Origin of the sequence: Sphaerotilus sp. (genome assembly GCF_013299175.1) — a bacterium.
GTDB lineage: Bacteria > Pseudomonadota > Gammaproteobacteria > Burkholderiales > Burkholderiaceae_C > Sphaerotilus.
This window is the reverse complement of record NZ_JAAFKF010000002.1, coordinates 51,532-72,010: the sequence shown is the minus strand read 5'-3', so window position 1 is coordinate 72,010 and position 20,479 is coordinate 51,532. Positions and strand designations below refer to the sequence as shown.

The 20,479-nt window shown below is 68.2% G+C and carries 19 protein-coding genes; 15 read left to right on the top strand and 4 right to left on the bottom strand.

Going from position 1 to position 20,479, the window contains the following annotated elements:
• Positions 1 to 251: 251 nt before the first annotated feature.
• Positions 252 to 2,693, top strand: coding sequence for a penicillin-binding protein 1A (locus QZW52_RS00930; protein ID WP_293994100.1), 2,442 nt, complete (start codon positions 252 to 254; stop codon positions 2,691 to 2,693).
• Positions 2,694 to 2,700: 7 nt separating this feature from the next.
• On the opposite strand, the gene cyaY is transcribed toward QZW52_RS00930, so the two are convergent.
• The gene (gene cyaY / locus QZW52_RS00925; protein WP_293994138.1) at positions 2,701 to 3,045 is read right to left on the bottom strand and encodes an iron donor protein CyaY; all 345 of its coding nucleotides are present in this window, start codon (positions 3,043 to 3,045) and stop codon (positions 2,701 to 2,703) included.
• 69 nt (positions 3,046 to 3,114) lie between these two features.
• Between cyaY and lptM the strand changes: the two genes are divergently transcribed.
• The 3 genes from lptM (at position 3,115) to QZW52_RS00910 (ending at position 5,433) form a co-directional block, all read left to right on the top strand.
• Complete coding sequence (gene lptM / locus QZW52_RS00920) at positions 3,115 to 3,288, top strand: LPS translocon maturation chaperone LptM (RefSeq protein ID WP_293994097.1); 174 nt, start codon at positions 3,115 to 3,117, stop codon at positions 3,286 to 3,288.
• Positions 3,285 to 4,571 carry a diaminopimelate decarboxylase gene (gene lysA, locus QZW52_RS00915; RefSeq protein ID WP_293994094.1) on the top strand — a complete coding sequence of 429 codons (1,287 nt, stop codon included), beginning with the start codon at positions 3,285 to 3,287 and terminating at the stop codon, positions 4,569 to 4,571. Before lptM ends, lysA begins: the two co-directional genes overlap by 4 nt.
• A gap of 91 nt (positions 4,572 to 4,662) precedes the next feature.
• Positions 4,663 to 5,433 (top strand): ferredoxin--NADP reductase, encoded by a 771-nt coding sequence (locus QZW52_RS00910; protein WP_293994091.1) that lies wholly within the window; start codon positions 4,663 to 4,665, stop codon positions 5,431 to 5,433.
• 161 nt (positions 5,434 to 5,594) lie between these two features.
• On the opposite strand, the gene QZW52_RS00905 is transcribed toward QZW52_RS00910, so the two are convergent.
• Both QZW52_RS00905 and QZW52_RS00900 read right to left on the bottom strand, forming a co-directional pair.
• Entirely contained in the window at positions 5,595 to 5,900 is a 306-nt protein-coding gene (locus QZW52_RS00905) for a c-type cytochrome (protein ID WP_293994088.1), read from the bottom strand.
• Positions 5,901 to 6,115: 215 nt separating this feature from the next.
• On the bottom strand, positions 6,116 to 6,979 hold the full coding sequence (locus QZW52_RS00900; protein WP_293994086.1) for an amidohydrolase family protein: 864 nt from the start codon (positions 6,977 to 6,979) through the stop codon (positions 6,116 to 6,118).
• Positions 6,980 to 7,173: 194 nt separating this feature from the next.
• Between QZW52_RS00900 and QZW52_RS00895 the strand changes: the two genes are divergently transcribed.
• The 11 genes from QZW52_RS00895 to QZW52_RS00845 all read left to right on the top strand — a co-directional run bounded on the left by QZW52_RS00895 (position 7,174) and on the right by QZW52_RS00845 (position 19,794).
• Positions 7,174 to 8,001, top strand: coding sequence for a crotonase/enoyl-CoA hydratase family protein (locus QZW52_RS00895; protein WP_293994084.1), 828 nt, complete (start codon positions 7,174 to 7,176; stop codon positions 7,999 to 8,001).
• Positions 7,998 to 9,854, top strand: coding sequence for a feruloyl-CoA synthase (locus tag QZW52_RS00890; protein ID WP_293994081.1), 1,857 nt, complete (start codon positions 7,998 to 8,000; stop codon positions 9,852 to 9,854). The genes QZW52_RS00895 and QZW52_RS00890 overlap by 4 nt, the downstream gene beginning before the upstream one ends.
• Before the next feature lie 37 nt (positions 9,855 to 9,891).
• Positions 9,892 to 10,662 carry an SDR family NAD(P)-dependent oxidoreductase gene (locus tag QZW52_RS00885; RefSeq protein WP_293994079.1) on the top strand — a complete coding sequence of 257 codons (771 nt, stop codon included), beginning with the start codon at positions 9,892 to 9,894 and terminating at the stop codon, positions 10,660 to 10,662.
• Between the two features lie 57 nt (positions 10,663 to 10,719).
• Entirely contained in the window at positions 10,720 to 11,853 is a 1,134-nt protein-coding gene (locus QZW52_RS00880; RefSeq protein WP_293994077.1) for an ABC transporter substrate-binding protein, read from the top strand.
• 57 nt (positions 11,854 to 11,910) lie between these two features.
• Complete coding sequence (locus tag QZW52_RS00875) at positions 11,911 to 12,948, top strand: branched-chain amino acid ABC transporter permease (protein WP_293994075.1); 1,038 nt, start codon at positions 11,911 to 11,913, stop codon at positions 12,946 to 12,948.
• Positions 12,949 to 12,951: 3 nt separating this feature from the next.
• Positions 12,952 to 14,730, top strand: a complete 1,779-nt coding sequence (locus tag QZW52_RS00870; RefSeq protein ID WP_434738251.1) for a branched-chain amino acid ABC transporter ATP-binding protein/permease — start codon at positions 12,952 to 12,954, stop codon at positions 14,728 to 14,730.
• A 4-nt stretch (positions 14,731 to 14,734) separates the two neighbouring features.
• A complete protein-coding gene (locus tag QZW52_RS00865) occupies positions 14,735 to 15,475 on the top strand; it encodes an ABC transporter ATP-binding protein (RefSeq protein WP_293994072.1) in 741 nt (246 codons plus the stop codon).
• A 19-nt stretch (positions 15,476 to 15,494) separates the two neighbouring features.
• Complete coding sequence (locus tag QZW52_RS00860) at positions 15,495 to 17,291, top strand: acyl-CoA dehydrogenase family protein (protein WP_293994068.1); 1,797 nt, start codon at positions 15,495 to 15,497, stop codon at positions 17,289 to 17,291.
• The gene (locus QZW52_RS00855; RefSeq protein ID WP_293994066.1) at positions 17,291 to 17,758 is read left to right on the top strand and encodes a MarR family winged helix-turn-helix transcriptional regulator; all 468 of its coding nucleotides are present in this window, start codon (positions 17,291 to 17,293) and stop codon (positions 17,756 to 17,758) included. The genes QZW52_RS00860 and QZW52_RS00855 overlap by 1 nt, the downstream gene beginning before the upstream one ends.
• 142 nt (positions 17,759 to 17,900) lie before the next feature.
• Positions 17,901 to 18,833, top strand: coding sequence for a spherulation-specific family 4 protein (locus QZW52_RS00850; protein ID WP_293994063.1), 933 nt, complete (start codon positions 17,901 to 17,903; stop codon positions 18,831 to 18,833).
• A gap of 58 nt (positions 18,834 to 18,891) precedes the next feature.
• Positions 18,892 to 19,794, top strand: a complete 903-nt coding sequence (locus QZW52_RS00845; protein WP_293994060.1) for a DMT family transporter — start codon at positions 18,892 to 18,894, stop codon at positions 19,792 to 19,794.
• 44 nt (positions 19,795 to 19,838) lie between these two features.
• Here the strand turns inward: QZW52_RS00845 and orn are convergent, their stop codons facing one another.
• Entirely contained in the window at positions 19,839 to 20,423 is a 585-nt protein-coding gene (orn, locus tag QZW52_RS00840) for an oligoribonuclease (protein WP_293994058.1), read from the bottom strand.
• Positions 20,424 to 20,479: the final 56 nt, after the last annotated feature.

The following is a 20,479-nucleotide window of genomic DNA, read 5'->3' as shown; positions in this document are numbered from 1 at the left end:
AATGCTAGCAACAAAGCCATTGAGGCACAAAGATTTTCCCGAATTTTGCATTGTCGCCGCGTTATCCCTGACCCAGCCCGCACCGGGCTGCCCAAGACGACGCAAGCTGCCATCCAAGCACAATACGACGGCCCGGACAAGGCACGATCCCGGCGCGTTACAAACGTATCTCGGCGTTTGTGACCAGTTCCTATAATCCGTTGGAATCCCTCGGAATCCAACGGACGCACCAGGCCCACCTGTTCCTGTACATGAGCGACACCCCTCGACCTCCTTCGACCGACAGCCAGACCGCGTCGCCCCTGCGCCCACACCCCGTGCTGCGCACCCTGGCCTGGCTGATCGGCTTGCCGCTGGCGGGGGTGCTGACGTTCCTGCTGCTGCTGGGGCTGGCGCTGGCCGTGGCCTACCCGAACCTGCCCGAGATCAGCGGTCTGGTGGACTACCGGCCCAAGCTGCCGATGCGGGTGGTGTCGGCGGATGGGGTCGTGCTGGGCGAGTTCGGCGAGGAGCGGCGGAATTATCTCCCGATCAAGGCCATCCCCAAGGTGATGCAGGAGGCCGTGCTCGCCATCGAGGACGCCCGCTTCTACCAGCACGGCGGCATCGACTACAAGGGCATCCTGCGGGCCGCCATCGAAAATCTGCACGATGCACGCAGCCAGGGCGCCTCCACCATCACCATGCAGGTGGCGCGCAACTTCTACCTCTCCACCGAGAAGACGCTCACGCGCAAGGTCTACGAGATCCTGCTGTCGCTGAAGATCGAGAGCCAGCTCAGCAAGGAGCAGATCCTGGAGGTCTACATGAACCAGATCTACCTGGGTCAACGCTCCTACGGCTTCGCGGCGGCCAGCGAGATCTACTTCGGCAAACCGCTCAAGGACATCACCGTCGCCGAGGCCGCCATGCTCGCCGGTCTGCCCAAGGCGCCATCGGCCTACAACCCCATCGTCAACCGCAAGCGGGCCGAGGTGCGCCAGCGCCACATCATCGGCCGGATGCTCGAAAACGGCTTCATCACCGAAGCGCAGCACGACGAGGCCCTGGCCGAAACGCTGACCTACCGCACCCCGCGCAGCGCCGGCATCCACGCCGAATACGCCGCCGAAACCGCCCGCCAGATGGTCTTCGCCCAATACGGGGAAGCGGCCTACACGCGCGGCCTGAACGTCGAACTCTCGCTGCGCTCCGCGGACCAGATCCACGCCTACCGCACCCTGCGGCGCGGCCTGCTCAACTTCGAAGCCCGCAAGCCCTACCGCGGCCCCACCGCCTTCGTCGATCTGCCCAAGGACGAGGCCAAGCTCGACGCCCGCGTGGCCGAGGCGCTCGAAGACCACCCGGACTTCGACGATCTGCGCGCTGCCGTGGTCACGTCCGTCGATGCGAAAAAGGTCGGTGCCGTGCTGCAGAACGGCGAGGCGATCACCGTGACCGGAGACGGTCTGCGCCAGGCGCGCGCCTCGCTGATGGCGGATGTCACCCCCAAGATGCAGATCCGCCGCGGTGCGGTGGTGCGCGTCCTGAAGGGCAGCAAGGGCGACTGGAGCATCGTCAACCTGCCCGAAGTCGAAGGTGCGCTGGTTACGCTCGACCCGCAGAACGGGGAGATCCGCGCCATGGTCGGCGGCTTCGACTACGCCAAGAGCAAGTTCAACCACGTCACCCAGGCGTGGCGCCAGCCGGGATCGAGCTTCAAGCCCTTCATCTACTCGGCCGCGATGGAAAAAGGCTTCTCGCCCGCCACTGTCGTCAACGATGCCCCGCTGTTCTTCGACGCGGGCGTCACCGGCAGCCAGCCCTGGGAGCCGAAGAACTACGATGGCCAGTTCGACGGACCCATGTCGATCCGGCGCGGGCTGGCCAAGTCGAAGAACATGATTTCGATCCGCCTGCTCAAGGCGATCGGGCCAGCCTACGCACAGCAGTGGATCACGCACTTCGGCTTCGAGGCCGAGAAGAACCCGCCCTACCTGACGATGGCCCTCGGCGCCGGCGCGGTCACGCCACTCTCGATGGCCGACGGCTACGCCGTGCTGGCCAATGGCGGCATCCGCGTCAACCCGTCCCTCATCACCCGCATCACCGACAGCCGCGGCCAGCCCATCGCCCAATCACCGCCACAGAGCGGCCAGGACGAGCGCCTGCGTGTCATCCCCGCCCGCAACGCCTACATCACCAGCAGCCTGCTGCAGGAAGTCACCCGCACCGGCACCGCCGCGAAAGCGCAGTCCACGCTCAAGCGCCCGGACCTCTACGGCAAGACGGGCACCACCAACGACTCGCAGGACGCCTGGTTCAGCGGCTACAACAAGGGCCTCGTCGCCATCGTCTGGATCGGCTACGACACGCCGCGCTCGCTGGGCGACAAGGAGACCGGTGGTGGTCTGGCCCTGCCGATCTGGATCGAGTACATGGCGCAGGCGCTGCGCACGGTGCCGGTGAGCGAATACACCGCGCCGGACGGCGTGGTCTTCGTCAATGGCGACTGGTACTACGCCGAGAACAGCCAGGGCGGTGGCGTGAAGTCGCTGGGTCTGGAAGATGTTGCGCCACGGCTGCCGCAAGCGGAGGAACGCAAGGGCATCCTGGACCTGTTCCGGGACACGGGCGGGGTACCCAGCCCGTCGCCTGCGCCGGGCGTGCCAACGCCGGCGCCAGCACCAGCGCCGACCGAAACCCCGCGGTGATCCTGCGTCAGACCGGCGTGTCTCCGGACGTGAAGACCAGCGCCTGTCCCCCCTGCGCGCTGGCCTGGGCGGACAGTGCGGCAAAGAACTCGTCCCCGCTGCGGGTATCGCGCCAGGCGCCTTCCATCCAGCGGTAGTGGAACCCGCCAGCACGGGCGGCCATCCAGACCTCCTGCAGCGGCGGCTGGGTGTTGAGGATGATCTTGCTGCCGCCCGGGAAGCTCAGCTCCAGCAGGCCGCCGGTGCGGTGGGTGTCGATGTCGATCACGTCGTCGTCGAGCCAGCGGTCGGTGGTCGCTTCGACCGTGGCCAGTGCCGCGTGTGCCCGGCGGGTGTACTCCGCATCGGTCAGGCCGGACGGGGTCGTCGGGGCCGGGGGGGTCGGGGCTGTGGTGTGGTGCATGGTCGCTAGAATCCGTCGATGTTCAAAGTCCAAGACTGGCTGAAAACGAGTTTAGCGCCGCGGGCCACCGTGGCCTGCGCGCTGCTGCTGTCGGCCTGCGGCCAGAAGGGTCCGCTGACGCTGCCCACGCCGGACACCCCCCCTCCCCCTCCTGCGGCCGTGGCCGCCTCCGCTTCGACACCCGCACGATGAACCTGCCCGGCTCCCCCTTCCTCGCCCGCGACGCCGCCGGCACCCTCACCCTTGAAGGCCACGCGCTGGCCGATCTGGCCCGCGACCACGCCACACCGCTGTACGTCTACTCGCGCAACGCCATGCGCGCCGCCGTGGCCAGCTACCAGCAGGCGCTGGCCGGCCGCCCCCACCTCGTCTGCTACGCGATGAAGGCCAACTCCAGCCTCGCCGTGCTGCAGACCTTCGCCGAGGCCGGCTGTGGTTTCGACATCGTCTCGGCGGGGGAACTGCAGCGCGTGCTGGCCGCCGGGGGCATGGCGGACAAGGTGGTGTTCTCCGGCGTCGGCAAGACCCGCACCGAGATGCGACTGGCGCTGGAGGCGGGCGTGCGCTGCTTCAATGTCGAAAGCGAGGCTGAACTCGACGTGCTGTCCGAAGTCGCCACCGCGGCAGGCAAGACGGCGCCGATCAGCCTGCGCGTCAATCCGGACGTGGACGCCAAGACACATCCTTACATTTCCACCGGGCTAAAAGGCAACAAGTTCGGCATTTCGCACGAACACGCGCTGGCCGTCTACCAGCACGCCGCCCGCCTGCCCGGCATCGTGGTGCATGGCATCGACTGCCACATCGGCTCGCAGATCACCGAGGTCAGCCCCTACCTCGACGCGCTCGACCGCGTGCTGGACCTGGTCGAAGCGATCGAGGCGGCCGGCATCCCCGTGCATCACCTCGACCTCGGCGGCGGCCTGGGCATCACCTACACCGACGAGCAGCCGCCCAGCGCCGGCGAACTGATCGGCGCATTGCTGGCCAAGATCGACGCCCGTGGCCATGGCCACCGCGAGATCCTGATGGAGCCGGGCCGCTCGCTGGTGGGCAACGCGGGCGTGCTGCTGACTGAAGTGCTTTATCTCAAGCCCGGCGAGCACAAGAACTTCTGCATCGTGGACGCCGCGATGAACGACATGGCCCGCCCGGCGATGTACGAGGCGTGGATGGCGATCGTGCCGTGTCAGCAGCGCGACGACGCGGCGCAGACCTGGGACGTCGTCGGCCCGGTGTGCGAGTCGGGCGACTGGCTCGGCCGCGACCGCAGCTTCGCCGTGCAGCCCGGCGACACGCTGGCGATGCTCTCGGCCGGCGCCTACGGCATGGCGATGGCCAGCAACTACAACAGCCGCCCGCGCGCCGCCGAGGTCATGGTCGATGGTGCGCAGGTCACGCTGATCCGCGCCCGTGAAACCGTCGAAAGCCTGTTCGCCGGGGAACGCCTGATTGACGGGCCGGGCAATCTGTGACTTGCTGCCGCCATCGGGTATCCTCGACCTTCGCGCGCGATCCCTCCGCGCTGGCCATTTGCCTCTGCCTCTGCTCCTGCCTGCGACTGCCATGAAAGCCTTCAACGAAGAAACCGTCACCTCGGTCCACCACTGGACCGACCGGTTGTTCAGCTTCACCACCACGCGCGACCCGGCCTTCCGGTTTTCGAGCGGCCACTTCGTGATGATCGGCCTGCCCGTCAACGGCAAGCCGCTGCTGCGGGCGTATTCGATCGCCAGCCCGAACTGGGAAGAAAGCCTGCACTTCTTCTCGATCAAAGTGCCGGACGGCCCGCTGACCTCGCGCCTGCAGCACCTGCAGGTCGGCGACAAGGTCATCGTCGGTCGCAAGCCCACCGGCACGCTGCTGGTCGATTACCTGAACCCCGGCAAGCGCCTGTACCTGCTGGGCACCGGCACCGGGCTGGCCCCGTGGCTGTCGATCATTCAAGACCCCGAGACCTACGAGCGTTTCGAGAAGGTCATCGTCGTCCACGGCTGCCGCCAAGTGAACGAACTGGCCTACCAGGATCTCTTCAAGGGCCTGCCGAACCACGAGTTCCTGGGTGAGGTGATCGGCGACAAGCTGGTCTACTGCCCGACCGTGACCCGCGAACCCTTCGAGCGCCAGGGCCGCATCACCGACCTGATCGAGGACGGCCGCATGTGGAGCGACTTCGGCCTGCCCGCGCTGAATCCGACGGAAGACCGCGCCATGATCTGCGGCAGCCCGGCCATGCTGCGCGACTTGAAGAAGATGCTGGAAGAGCGTGGTTTCGCCGAAGGCAACACCACGACGCCAGGTGACTTCGTGATCGAGCGGGCCTTCGCCGAGCAGTGATTTCGGCAGCCGCCATGTGAAATGCAAAACGCGACCCGAGGGTCGCGTTTTTTTGATCATGTCACCACGGTCGATTCCACAGAGGCTGTGGATAACCCTGGGGATTAGTTGAGAACTAACCGTTCAAGTCCTTGATTTAAAACGGATTTCCCTAGATTGCCTTATTTTGCGGCAGCGAGCATGAAATCCAGCGCCGCGCCGACATCCTCGTCGCTCAGCTTGGGGTTGCCGCCCTTGGCCGGCATCGCGCCCTTGCCCTTCAACACGGCGTTCAGCAGCGCCTCCCGACCCGTCTTGACCCGCGGCGCCCACGCCTCCTTGTCGCCGAACTTGGGCGCATTCGCCAGTCCCGGCACATGGCACATGGCACACGCCTGGTTGTAAACGTCCTTGCCTTCCGCCGCCTGGGACAGGCCGGCGGACAGGGTCAGGGTGGCAGCGGCCAGAACGGGCAGCAGAACTTGCATGGAGTCTCCTCGTTGGGGTCAGGCAGGTGGAAAAAGCGGCCTAGTCTTGCAAAGGCCGTGCCCCGTCGTCAACGGGCCGCCCACCGACGCCGCGGACCAGTGTTAACCCGCACACCGGCCGTCCACCTTGGCACAACCCGCCGCACCGGTCGGCCACCCTGCGCAAGGCCGGGACACCGAACGCTGTGCGGTGGAGCGCACCCGCTCAGACGTGCTCAGGCGAAGCCCAGCAGCCGCTTGGCGTTTTCCTTGAGGATCAGCGGCTTGACCTTGTCCTTGAAGCCGGCCTCGTCGAAGTCCTTCATCCAGCGTTCGGGCGTGATGAGCGGGTAGTCGGAGCCGAACAGCATCCGGTCCTTCAGCAGCGTGTTGGCGTACTGGACCAGTTGCGCCGGGAAGTATTTGGGACTCCAGCCCGACAGGTCGATCCACACGTTCGGCTTGTGCAGCGCCAGCGACAGCGCCTCGTCCTGCCACGGCCAGCTCGGGTGCGCGATGACGATCTGGATGTCGGGGAAGTCGATCGCCACGTCCTCCAGCAGCATCGGGTTCGAGTTCTGCAGCCGCAGGCCGCCGCCGCAGCGCATCCCCGAGCCGATGCCCGAATGCCCGCTGTGGAAGATGGCCGGCAGCTTGTACTCGGCGATCACCTCGTACAGCGGCCACGCCATCCGGTCATACGGCAGGAAGCCCTGCACGGTCGGATGGAACTTGAAGCCCTTGACGCCGTGCTCCTCGATCAGCCGCCGCGCTTCGCGGGCGCCCATCTTGCCTTTGTGCGGATCGATCGAGGCGAAGGCCACCATCATGTCGCTGTTCTCGCGGGCCGCGTCGCAGATCTCCTCGTTGGGGATGCGGCGGCGGCCGAGCTGCGCCTCGCTGTCCACCGTGAACATCACCAAACCGATCTTGCGCTCGCGGTAATAGGCGACGGTCTCGGCAATCGTCGGGCGGCGGTTGGAGCCGAAGTACTTGTCGGCGGCGCGGTCGTACTCCTCGCCGTAGCTGTCGAAGGGATTGCGGCAGGACACCTCGGCGTGGGTGTGGATGTCGATGGCGATGAGGTCGTTGGTGTTCATGGTAAGTGCCCGGATGAGTTGCTTAAATTTTGTAATCAATTCAGGCATCACAGTTTAGGGTTTACCCGCAAAATTAAAGTGATTTAAGCCGTGCTGCGGCGCAACAAAGGGTTTTCATGGGGGTCACCGCAAGGTCTTAATACTTATATTTATGAATCAAATTCCCGTCGGTTGCTCCTGCTGCCCACCACGCCATGACCACTCCCGCCTCCGACTCCCCCTTCGCACCCGTCTCCGGCTTGCTGGCCGGACTGGACCTGCTGCAGATCGAGCAATCCGGCCCAGTCGTCCACATCCGCCTGAACCGCCCGGCCAAGCGCAACGCCATCAACGACACCCTGGTGGCCCAGCTCCACACCGCCTTCGTCAACTTGCCGGCGGACACGCGCGCCGTCGTGGTCAGCGGCGCGGGCAACCACTTCTGCGCCGGGCTGGACCTGTCGGAGCTGGTCGAGCGCGACATCCACGGCGCCATCCTGCACTCGCGCGGCTGGCACGCGGCGTTTGACGCGGTGCAGTTCGGCAAGGTGCCGGTGATCGCGGTGCTGCACGGCGCGGTGGTCGGCGGCGGGCTGGAACTGGCGGCGTCGTGCCAGATCCGCGTGGCCGAGGATTCCGCGTACTTCGGTCTGCCGGAAGGTCAGCGCGGCATCTTCGTCGGCGGTGGTGGCTCGGTGCGCATTCCCCGGCTGATGGGCATGGCGCGCATGACCGACATGATGCTGACCGGCCGTGTGTTCGACGCCGACCAGGGCGAACGCTACGGCGTCGTCAACTACCGCACCGTGGATGGCGCCGGGCTGGCCAAGGGCATCGAGCTGGCCCGCAAGATCGCCGGCAACGCACCGATGACCGCCTTCGCCGTGATGCACGCGCTGCCGCGCATCGTCGAGATGAGTCCGGCCGAGGGACTGTTCACCGAGTCGCTGATGGCGGCGGCAGCCAGCAACACGCCGGAAGCCCAGGACCGTCTGCGCGCCTTCCTCGAAGGGCGGGCCGGCAAGGTGGTCAAGCAGCCATGAGCGGCGCCCTCCAACCCCGCTACCGTGACATCCGCGTCGGCGGCTGCACCGACGCCGTGCTCGACACCCGCGCCGATGGCCTGCAGGTGCTGCGCTCGACCGAACCGCTGGGCGACTACCCGCCGCGGCTGACCGACGCCCTCGAACGCTGGGCCGCCGAGGCGCCGGAGCGCACCTTCGTCGCCAAGCGCCTGCCTGCGAGCCAGGGCGGCGACTGGCGGCGCATCTCCTATGCCGAGATGCTGCAGCGCGCCCGCGCCGTGGGCCAGGCGCTGACCGACCGTGGCCTGTCCGCCGACCGCCCGGTCGCCATCCTGTCGGACAACGACCTCGAACACCTCACGCTGGTGCTCGGCGCGATGTGGGCCGGGGTGCCGGTGACGCCGGTCTCGTCGGCGTATTCGCTGATTTCGCAGGACTACGGCAAGCTGCGCCACATCGCCGAGACGGTCACGCCGGGGCTGGTGTTCGCCGCCTCGCCCACCTACGGCAAGGCGATTGCGGCGGTGTTCGGCGCGGACGTGGAAGTGGTGCTGACCGAGGGCGCCATGGAGGGTCGCCCTGTCACGCCCTTCGACGCGCTGCTCGCCACCGAACCGAGCGCCACGGGTGACGCCGCCCACGCGCAGGTCGGCCCGGACACCATCGTCAAGTTCCTGTTCACCTCCGGCTCGACCAAGCTGCCCAAGGCGGTCATCAACACGCAGCGGATGCTCTGTGCCAACCAGCAGATGCTGCGGCAATGTCTAGCGTTCCTGGAGGAAGAGCCGCCGGTGCTGGTGGACTGGCTGCCGTGGAACCACACCTTCGGCGGCAACCACAACGTCGGCTTGGTGCTCTACAACGGCGGCACGCTCTACATCGACGAAGGCAAGCCGACGCCGAAGGGCATGGCCGAGACGCTGCGCAACCTGCGCGAGATTTCGCCGACGATCTACTTCAACGTGCCCAAGGGCTTCGAGGAAATCGCCTTTGCCATGGACACGGACCCGGTGCTGCGCCGCTCGCTGTTCGCCCGGGCGCAGGCGTTCATGTTCGCTGGGGCCGGGTTGTCGCAGGCGGTGTGGGACAAGCTCGACGCACATGGTGAAGCAGAAACCGGCGAGCGCGTGCGGATCATCACCGGGCTGGGTATGACCGAAACGGCACCGTCCTGCACCTTCGCGGTGGGCACCGACGTGCGCTCGGGCCACATCGGGCTGCCGGTGCCCGGCGTGGAGATCAAGCTGGTGCCGGATGGCGAGGGCGACACAGCCAAGACCGAGATCCGCTTCCGTGGCCCGAACGTCATGCCCGGCTACTGGCGCGCCCCCGAGCAGACCTTGGACGCCTTCGACGAGGACGGTTTCTACCGCACCGGCGACGCCGTGAAGTTCATCGACCCGGCGCACCCGACCCGCGGCCTGCTGTTCGATGGCCGCACCGCCGAGGACTTCAAGCTCTCGACCGGCACCTTCGTCAGCGTCGGCCCGCTGCGCGCCAAGGTCATCCTGGCGGGCGATCCTTGCGTGCAGGATGTGGTCGTCACCGGGTTGAACCGCGACGAGATCGGCCTGCTGATCTTTGCCCGGCCGGACGAGTGCAAGAAGCTCGCCGAGCGGGACGGGCCTGAAGCGGTGCAGGCGTTTTTTCAGGCGCTGGCCGACCACCTCTGGCGTGCCGGCACCGGCAGCGCCAACCGCCCGGCACGGCTGCATGTGCTGACCGAGCCGCCGTCGATCGACAAGGGCGAGGTCACCGACAAAGGTTCGATCAACCAGCGCGCCGTGCTGCTGCACCGCGCCGCCCTGGTCGAGCAGCTCCACGACAGCCGCGACGGTGACCCGTTCGTGGTCCTGCCGCGCAAAGCCTGAACACCCCAGACGCCCTGAACGCACGAAGGACAACACCATGCAGATCCAAGGACACGCCGCGATCGTCACCGGCGGCGGCTCGGGCCTCGGCGAGGCGGTCGCCCGCGAACTCGCCCGGCTGGGCGCCAAGGTCGCGGTACTCGACGTGAACCAGACCGGCGCCGAGCGCGTCGCGGCGGACATCGGCGGACTCGCGCTGCGCTGCGACATCACCGACAGCGCCAGCGTCACCGCCGCGCTCGACGCTGCCGAGGCCGCCCACGGCACGGCGCGCATCGTCATGAACATCGCCGGCATCGGCAGCGCCAAGCGCGTCATCCAGCGCGACGGCTCGCCCGCGCCGCTGGAGGATTTCGAGCGGGTCGTGCGCGTGAACCTGATCGGCACCTACAACGTGGTCCGCCTCGCCGCCGCCCGTCTGGCGAAGGCTGACGCACTGGAAGGCACGTCGGGCGAGCGTGGCGTGGTCGTCAACACCGCCTCGGTCGCCGCCTTCGACGGGCAGGTCGGGCAAGAAGCGTATTCGGCGTCCAAGGGCGGCGTGGTCGGCATGACGCTGCCGCTGGCACGCGATCTGGCGCAGTGGGGCATCCGCGTCTGCACCATCGCGCCGGGCCTGTTCGCCACGCCGCTGATGAACGAGCTGCCCGAGGCGGTGCAGCAGTCGCTGGCGGCATCGATCCCCTTCCCGAAGCGCCTCGGCCAGCCCGACGAGTTCGCCGCACTCGCCGCCCACATCGTCCAGAACGGCCACCTCAATGGCGAGGTGATCCGGCTGGACGGGGCATTGCGGATGGCGCCGCGCTGACCGATCTGCCACGCTCAAACCCTTGCGTTCTTTCCTACACCCACGGAGACAAACCCCATGAAGCTGACCAAGACCCTCCTCGCCCTGGCCGCCCTGTGGGCCGCTGGCGCCGCGCAGGCCGACATCAACATCGGCATCAGCCTGCCGCTGACCGGCCCGGCCAACGGCCTGGGCATCCCGATGCAGAACGGCATCAAGCTGTGGCCGACCAGCATCGGCGGCGAGAAGCTCAACGTCGTCGTGCTCGACGACGGTTCCGACCCGACCAAGGGGGTGCAGAACGCCAAGCGGTTCGTCACCGACAAGATGGACATCGTGATGGGTTCGGCCGCGACGCCGGTGGCCATCGCCATGTCCGACACGGTCGCGGAAGCCGCCACGCCGCAGTTCATGTTCTCGCCCGCCGTGCTGCAAGCCGGCAAGGACACCTGGGCCTTCCGCCTGCCGCAGTCGAACGCGGTGATGTCCCACGCCGTGCTCAAGCACATGGCCAAGCTGGGCGTGAAGACGGTCGGCTTCCTCGGCTACTCGGACGCCTACGGCGAAAGCTGGCTCAAGGACTTCCAGGCCGAAGCCGCCGCGATGGGTCTGGCGATCAAGATCGTCGCCACCGAGCGTTTCGCCCGCACCGACACCGCCGTGACCGCCCAGGCGCTGAAGCTGACGGCCGCGAACCCGGACGCGATGCTGATCGTCGCCTCGGGTTCAGGTGCAGCGATGCCGCACAAGGCCATCATCGAGCGCGGCTTCAAGGGCAAGGTCTACCAGACCCACGCCGCCGCCACGCGCGACCTGATGCGCATCGGCGGCAAGGATGTCGAGGGCGCCTACGTCGTCTCCGGTCCCTGCGTGATCGCCGAGCAACTGCCCGACGACCACCCGTCCAAGAAGATCGCCATCGACTTCGTGCAGAAGTTCGAGAAGGCCAACGGCGCCGGCTCGCGCAACCAGTTCGCCGGCCATGCCTATGACGCCGCGCTGGTGCTGGAAAAGATCATCCCGATGGCGCTGAAGAAGGCCAAGCCGGGCACCCCGGAGTTCCGCACCGCGCTGAAGGAAGCCACCGAAACGATGGGCCGCACCGTCGTCTCCCACGGCGTTCTGACCTACTCGAAGGACAACCACTGGGGCTACACGACCGAGACGGGCGTGATCCTGAAGGTGGTCAACGGCGACTGGAAGGTCGAATAAGCCCGCTGCGGCGCGGCACTGGCTGCGCCGCCCTCCCCTGAACCGGAATCCCCTCCGATGGACTTCTCGATTGCAAGCATCCTGGCGCTCGACGGCGTGACCAACGGCGCGGTCTACGCGCTGCTGGCCACGGCGACCGTGCTGCTGTTCGCCGTCACGCGGGTGATCTTCATCCCGCAGGGCGAATTCGTCGCCTACGGGGCGCTGACGCTGGCCGTGCTGCAGACCGGCAAGGTGCCGGGCACGGTGTGGCTGCTGCTGATCATGGCGGCGGTGGCGGCGGTGGTCGAGGCGGTCCACGGATGGCGCCAGCGCCGGCCGGTCGGGCTGGTGGCCAAGGGCGCGGTGCTGACGCTGGCCGCACCGCTGGCCATCGCCACGGTCGCCATGGTGGCCGCGCCGATGAACCTGCCGCTGGTCATGCAGGCGCTGCTGACGCTGGCCATCGTCACGCCGCTGGGCGGGCTGACCTACCGGCTCGCCTACGAGTCGCTGGCGGACGCGACTGTGCTGGTGCTGCTGATCGTGTCGGTGGGGGTGCATTTCGCGCTCACGGGGGTGGGGCTGCTGTTCTTCGGCGCCGAGGGCTACCGCAATCCGAGCTTCTGGGACGAGCGGTTCAACGCCGGGCCGCTGATGCTGACGGGCCAGACCATCATCATCTTCCTGGCCTCGACGGCGCTCATCGTGCTGCTGTGGCTGTTCTTCGAGCGGTCGCTGTACGGCAAAGCCTTGCGCGCCACCGCCGTGAACCGCCTCGGTGCGCGGCTGATGGGCATCTCGACGGTGCAGGCCGGCCGCCTCAGCTTCACGATGGCCGCCTTCATCGGCGCGCTGTCGGGCCTGCTGATCGGCCCGACCACCACCGTCTTCTACGACTCCGGGTTCCTGATCGGCCTGAAGGGCTTCGTCGCCGCCGTGTTCGGCGGGCTGGCGAGCTACCCGCTGGCACTGGTCGGTGCCCTCGGGGTCGGGTTGCTGGAATCGTTCGGCTCGTTCTGGGCCAGCTCGTTCAAGGAGGTGATCGTGTTCACCTCCATCCTGCCGGTGCTCCTGTGGCGTTCGCTGCGTGACCCGCATACTGAGGAGGATTGACCCGTGGCGGCACGCACTCGCTGGTTCCTGTTCTTCGCCGCGCTGCTGGCCCTGCTGCCCGCACTGCCGGTGCCGGAATTCTGGATCACCCAGCTCAACTACATCGGCCTGTACGCCACCGTCTCGCTCGGCCTCGTGCTGCTCACCGGGGTGGCCGGCCTGACCTCCTTCGGGCAGGCGGCATTCGTCGGCGTCGGCGCCTACACGGCGGCTTACCTGTCGGTCAACCATGGCATGTCGCCGTGGCTGACGGTGTTCATCGGTCTGGCCATCACGGTGGTCGTGGCGCTCGTCCTGGCCGCCGTGACGCTGAAGATGTCCGGCCACTACCTGCCGCTGGCGACCATGGCCTGGGGGCTGTCGCTCTACTACACCATGTCCAACATGGAGTGGCTGGGCAAGTACGACGGCATCCTGGGCGTGCCAGCGATGACGCTGTTCGGCACGAGTCTGGCGTCGGGGCGCAGCTACTTCTACGTGATCTGGGTCGTGGCGCTGCTGGCGGCGGTGGGCGTGATCCACCTGCTGGATTCGCGCACCGGCCGCGCCATCCGCGCCCTCAAGGGCGGCGTGACGATGGCCGAGGCCATGGGCATCTCGACCTACCGCTACAAGGTGCTGGCCTTCGTGCTGGCGGCGATGCTGGCTTCCGTCTCGGGCTGGCTGTTCGCGCACTTCCAGCGCACGGTGAACCCGTCGCCGTTTGCACTCGGCAAGGGCATCGAGTACCTGTTCATGGCCGTGCTCGGCGGTGTGGGCAACGTCTGGGGGGCCTTCGCGGGTGCGGCGCTGGTCAAGGTCATCGAGGAGCAGTTGCAGGAGTGGCTGCCGCGCCTGATCGGCTCCAGCGGCAACTACGAAAGCATCGTCTTCGGCGTGGTGCTGGTGGTCGTGCTCAAGTACGCGCCCGAAGGACTCTGGCCGCACCTGGAGAAGCTGTTCGACCGCTTCCTGCCCTCGCGCCAACGGGTCCGCGACTGGGCGGACGCCGCGCCGCTGCCCGAGCGCAGCAAGCCGGCCGCGGGCGAGCTGCTGCTCGACGTGGACAAGGTGCGCAAGCAGTTCGGCGGGCTGGTGGCGGTGAACGACGTGAGCTTCCAGATCCGCACCGGCGACATCGTCGGGCTGATCGGGCCGAACGGGGCGGGCAAGTCCACGACGTTCAACCTCGTCTCGGGCGTGCTGGGCAAGACTTCGGGGCGGGTGCAGTTCCGCGGGCAGGATGTCTCGGGGCTGTCGTCCCGCGAGATCGCCGAGCGCGGCCTGTCGCGCACCTTCCAGCACGTCAAGATGCTGCCGGACATGACGGTGCTGGAGAACGTGGCCCTCGGCGGCTACCTGCGCAGCTCGTCGGGCACGGTCAAGGCGATGCTGCGGCTCGACCGCGCCGAGGAGCGCCAGCTCTTCCGCGAAGCCGAGCGCCAACTGACGCGCATCGGCATGCAGGCGCAGATGCACGAACTCGCCGGCAACCTCGCGCTCGGCCCGGCGCGGATGATGGAAATCGCCCGCGCGCTGTGTACCGACCCGGCGCTGCTGCTGCTGGACGAACCCGCCGCCGGCCTGCGCCACAAGGAAAAGCAGGCGCTGGCCGACGTGCTGCGCCAGTTGAAGGCCGAAGGGATGAGCCTGCTGCTGGTCGAGCACGACATGGACTTCGTGATGAACCTGACCGACCGCATCGTGGTGATGGAGTTCGGCACCAAGCTGATCGAGGGCACCCCCGCCGAAGTGCAGGCCAGCCCGGTCGTGCGCGCCGCCTACCTCGGCACGGAGCACTGACACCATGACGACGACTACCCCCACTCCCCTGCTGTCCGTCACCGGCCTGCACGCCGGCTACGGCAAGGCCGAGGTGCTCTCGGGCCTGAACCTGACGCTGCCCCGCGGCAGCGTCGTCACCGTGATCGGCCCGAACGGCGCCGGCAAGTCCACGACGCTGAACGCGCTGATGGGCGTGCTGCCGTCCACCGGCAAGGTGCTCTTCGACGGCCAGGATCTCGCCAACGTCACGCTGGAAGACCGCGTGATGGCCGGCCTCGCGCTGGTGCCGGAGAAGCGCGAGCTGTTCTCGACCATGACGGTCGAAGACAACCTCGTGCTTGGCGGCTGGCGCCAGATGCGCGGCGGCAACGGCCAGTGGCGCGACCAGCTCGCGGTGGTCTACGACCTGTTCCCGCGCCTGAAGGAGCGCCGCGACCAGCACGCCGGCACGATGTCCGGCGGCGAGCGGCAGATGCTGGCTGTCGGGCGGGCGCTGATGAGCCAGCCGAAGGTGCTGATGCTCGACGAGCCGAGCCTGGGACTGGCGCCGCTGATCGTGCGCGACATCTTCCGCACCATCACCAAGCTGCGCGAGACGGGCGTGAGCATCCTGCTGATCGAGCAGAACGCCCGCGCTGCGCTCGAAGTCGCCGACTACGGCTACGTGCTGGAGACCGGTGCCATCGCGCTGGAAGGGCCGGCCAGCCAGCTCGCCGGGGACGCCCGCGTGATCGAGACCTATCTGGGCGCGCAGAAGAAGTAATCCGTCGAAACCAATCCCCATGAGCACCTGGACCCCACCCCTGCAACGCATGCAGTTCGTCATCGAGCAGGTGCTGGACGCGCCCGCTTCGTGGCGCGAACAGCCCGACTTCGCCGACCTCGACGCCGACACCGCCCGCGAGGTGCTGGAGCAGGCGGGCCGCTTCGCCCACGAGGTGATCGCGCCGATCAACGGCTCTGGCGACACCGAGGGCTGTCGCTGGCAGGCCAATGCCGTGACGACGCCCGCCGGCTATCCCGCGGCATGGAAAGCCTTCGTCGAGGGCGGCTGGCCCTCGCTGCCCTGCGCGCCCGAGGACGGCGGCCAGGGCCTGCCCAGCCTGCTCAACGCCGCGCTCTACGAGATGCTCGTCTCGGCCAACCATGCCTGGACGATGTACCCCGGCCTGCTGCACGGCGCGTATGAAGCGATCCGCCACCACGCCGTGCCCGAGTTGCGCGCGCGTTATTTGCCGAAGGTCGTCAGCGGCGAGTGGCTCTCGACGATGAACCTGACCGAGCCGCAGGCCGGCAGCGACCTGGGCCTGACGCGCACCCGCTGCGAGCCGGTGGACGCCGACGCACCGGTAGTCAACGGCGCGGCAGTCACGGTCACGGGCAACAAGATCTTCATCTCCGGCGGCGACCAGGACATGACGGACAACATCGTCCACCTCGTGCTCGCCCGCCTGCCCGGCGCGCCTGCGGGGACGAAGGGCCTCACGCTGGTGCTGGTGCCGAAGTTCATGCCGGACGGTCGCCGCAACGCTGCGTGGTGCGACGGCATCGAGAAGAAGATGGGCATCAAGGGCAGCGCCACCGCCCAGATGCGCTTCGACCGTGCCGAGGGCTGGATCCTGGGCGAACCGAACGCCGGCCTGGCCGCGATGTTCCTGATGATGAACTCGGCGCGGCTGCACGTCGGGATGCAGGGCCTCGGCCACCTGGAGGCCGCTTGCCAGATCGCCACCGGCTACGCCCGCGAACGGCTGCAACTGCGCGCCCCGGCCCGACCCGCCGACGCTGATCCGGCCCACAAGGGACCAGACCCGATCGCCTGGCACCCCGCGATGCGCCGCACGCTGCTGGACCTGCACGCGCAGTGCGAAGGTGCCCGCGTGATGGCGTACTGGACCGCGATCCTGCTCGACGAATCGGAACACCACCCCGACGCCACGGTGCGCAAGGAACGGCACGAACTCGTCGCCCTGCTCACCCCGATCCTCAAGGCATTCCTGACCCACCTCGGCCACCACGGCGCCAACGAAGCCCTCGGCGTGCTCGGCGGCCACGGCTACGTGCATGACTGGGGCATCGAGCAGCATGTGCGCGACAGCCGCATCGCGCTGATCTACGAGGGCACCAACGAGATCCAGGCGATCGACCTGCTGATGCGCAAGGTGCTGGACCGGCCGCAGCGGCTGGAGGCGCTGCTGGACGTGTTCCGCGGCGAGATCGAGACGCTGCGGGCCACGCCGGACGGCGCCACCGGCACGCTGCGCACCTGGGCCGAGACGCTGGCCGACGAGGTCGAGACCATCACCACCGCGACCGCCGCGCTGCAAGCCAGCCGGGCCGCGGCGCCGGATCGGCCCTTCCTCGTCGCCGACGACTACCTGCACGCGCTCGGCCACAGCCTGCTGGCGTGGAGCTGGGCGCGGCTGGCGCGGGCGGCCCTGAACGACACCGACACCGCCCGCCGCGACTGGCTCCACACCGTCACCGAGCACGGCCGCACCTGGCTGCTGCCCGCGGCGCGCTGGCGCTGGCAGCGGGTGGCGGACGCGACACTGGCGCTGGGCTGGATACCAGCGTGATGGGCAGCAGCAACAAGAAGCAGGGGCAGGCACAAGGCGTGCTAGACAACGTCGTCGGCCACCACCTGGCCTGCGCGCGCGTGACCACCCATGTCACGTTCATCACCCACATCGGCCAGCCGCTTGACCTGCGCCCGGTCGAATACTCCTTGCTGATGCTGCTGCTGGCCAACGCGCAGCTCACGCCCAAGCAGCTCGCCCAGTCGCTGGCCCTGTCCGCCCCGAACCTCACGATCCTGCTCGACCGGATGCAGGTGCGCGGGCTGCTGCAGCGGGTGCGCAGCGAGGTCGATCGCCGCTCGCAGCACGTCCTGCTGACCGACGCCGGCCGCACGCTCGCCGACGACATCGCGGCGAAGACGCCCGCGATGGAAGCGGAACTCGACGGCTGCCTGAGCCGGGCCGAGCGGGCCATGCTGATCGAGCTGCTCGACAAGGTGGCGCGGCACCTGCCCGCCGCGCGCTGACCCCCCTCCACTGACACTCTGTAGCAAAGCTGCCAACAAGCTTTGCCCGTCGATTGCCAAGCCACCGCTCAGCCTCGGTCGCTAGGATGCGATAGATTTTTCATTTCTATCACTTTCCTTGCACCTTCCGAGGGCTGGCACGATGAACACCACTTGGCGACACCTGCAGCCGGCGCGGCGGCAGGCCATCGTGCTCTTGACCACCACCTGGCTGCTGTGCGGCTGTGGTGGCACTGACGCCACCAACACGGCCGTGGCTGCGGCGACAACCACCCTCCCAGCACAGACGGCCGCTCTCCGGCCAGGACTCGGGGCCATCAGCTACTGGGGCAGCAGCGCCGATGCCTACCGGCTGCTGCCCGCCGCCAGTCTGGCGGTGCTGAACCCCGACGTGGGCATCCTCGCCGCCGGCACGGTGAACACCCCCATCGCCGCCCTGCCCACCTGGCAGCTCCGCTCGGCCGAACTGCGCGGGCGCGGCGTGTTCCACCTCGGCTACGTGCCCACCGGCTACTTCCGCCACGACTGCGACCTCACCGGCCAGTGCCAGACCTGGGCACGCATCGAGGCGCAAGTGGCGACCTACCTGACGCAGATGCCCCAGCTCGACGGCCTGTTCTTCGACGAGATGGCCCCGACCGTCTGGGACTGCAGCGTCTTTGCCGCCGAATACGCCCGGCTGCGCGCCCTCGTGGCCCGACACCGCCGCGATGGCAGCCCGGCCCTGCGGCTGGCGTTCAACCCCGGCATCGCGGACGCCTGCGTGCTCGACGGGTTGCAAGCGGGTGAAGCGGTGGTCGTCTTCGAGGGCACGGCCGCCAGCCACGCCGAACGCGAGACCGTGCTGGGCGAGGTGACGCGCCAGGCCCGCCAGCGTGGTCTGCAGCCGTGGCACCTGGTCCACACCACCACGACCGCGGCGGCACTGCAGTCCGTCGTGGCCCGCGCCCGCCAGGCCGATGTCACCTGGCTCAGCGTGACCAACACGGGCGGGCAGTGGCAGGCCGACGAAAACACCTGGGGCGGACCACCCCCGTACTGGGACGAACTGGTGCGGCTGCTGGAAACGCCCTGACGCAGGCGATCCGGCGATACTGGCGTCCACCGCGCCTGCGCCCCGATCCCCTGCTCCGATGACCACACCCCCGACCACCGGCTGGACCCGCCACGCCCCGCTGCTCTTCGTCCTGCTGTGGAGCACGGGCTTCATCGGCGCCAAGCTGGGCCTGCCCCACGCGCCGCCACTGGGCTTTCTGACGGCACGTTACGCGCTGGTCGTGGCGCTGATGGCGGTGGCTGCGGTGTGGGTGCGTGCCCCCTGGCCGCAGGGAATGCGCGCGTGGGGACACCTCGCAGTGGCCGGGCTGCTGGTCCATGCGGTCTACCTCGGTGGCGTGTTCACCGGCATCTCGCAGGGGCTGCCTGCCGGCGTGTCGAGTCTGGTCGTGGGGCTGCAGCCGCTGCTGACGGCGGTGGGCGCGGGCTGGGTGCTCGGGGAAGCGGTGCGGCCGAAGCAGTGGCTGGGGCTGGTGCTCGGGCTGGTGGGCGTGGTGCTGGTGCTGTCGTCGCGGCTGGCAGGCGCGGGGCTGGATCTGCACACGCTCGGCCAGCTCGCCCACCTGCCCGGCCTGCCGGCGGCGCTGATCGCCCTGCTCGGCATCACGGCCGGCACGCTCTACCAGAAGCGGTTCTGCCCGCGCTTCGATGTCCGCACCGGGGCGGTGGCGCAGTTCGTGCCGTGCCTGCTGGTCACCGGCGTGCTCGCCTGGACCACCGAGGACCGCGCCATCGACTGGTCCTCGGGACCGTTCGTCTTCGCGCTGGGGTGGCTGGTGCTGGTGCTGTCGCTGGGGGCGGTCGGGCTGCTGAACCTGCTGATCCGCTCGGGCAGCGCGGTGAACGTCGCCAGCCTGTTCTACATGGTGCCGCCCTGCACGGCGGTGGTGGCGTGGGCGCTGTTCGGCGAGGCGCTCAGCCCGGTGGCGATGGGGGGGATGGTGATCGCGATGGCGGGCGTCTATCTGGCGCGCAAGTAGCCAGCAGCGCACGCCATCGACCGGCGCACCTCACACCTCACACCTCACACCTTGAGGATGTGCGCCCGGTAGTACAGCAACTCGTCGATCGACTCGTGGATGTCCGCCAGCGCCGTGTGCTTCTGGTGTTTCTTGAAGCCTTCGACCAGCCCCGGCTGCCAGCGCCGCGCCAGCTCCTTCAGCGTGGAGACATCGACGTTGCGGTAGTGGAAGAAGGCTTCGAGCTTCTTCATGTAGTTCGCCATGAAGCGCCGGTCCTGGCAGATGGTGTTGCCGCACATCGGGGAGAGCTTGGCGCCGACGTGCTGCTTCAGGAAGGCGATCACCTGCTGCGCCGCTTCGTCCTCGGTCACGGTGGACGCTTTCACGCGGTCGATCAGGCCGCTCTTGCCGTGCGTGCCCTTGTTCCAGGCGTCCATGCCGTTGAGCACCGCGTCGGACTGGTGGATGGCGATCACCGGGCCTTCGATGCGCACGGTGAGTTGCGGGTCGGTGACGACGACGGCGATCTCGATGATGCGGTCGGTCGCCGGGTCGAGTCCGGTCATTTCCATGTCCACCCAGACGAGGTTCTGGTCGTGGCGGGCAAGGACGGGGGCAAGGGCAGCGGCGGCAGTCGGCTCGGTCATCAGGGGCTCCAGGAGAAGCCGGGATTTTCCCACGCGCCATCGGCGAGAATCGGCGC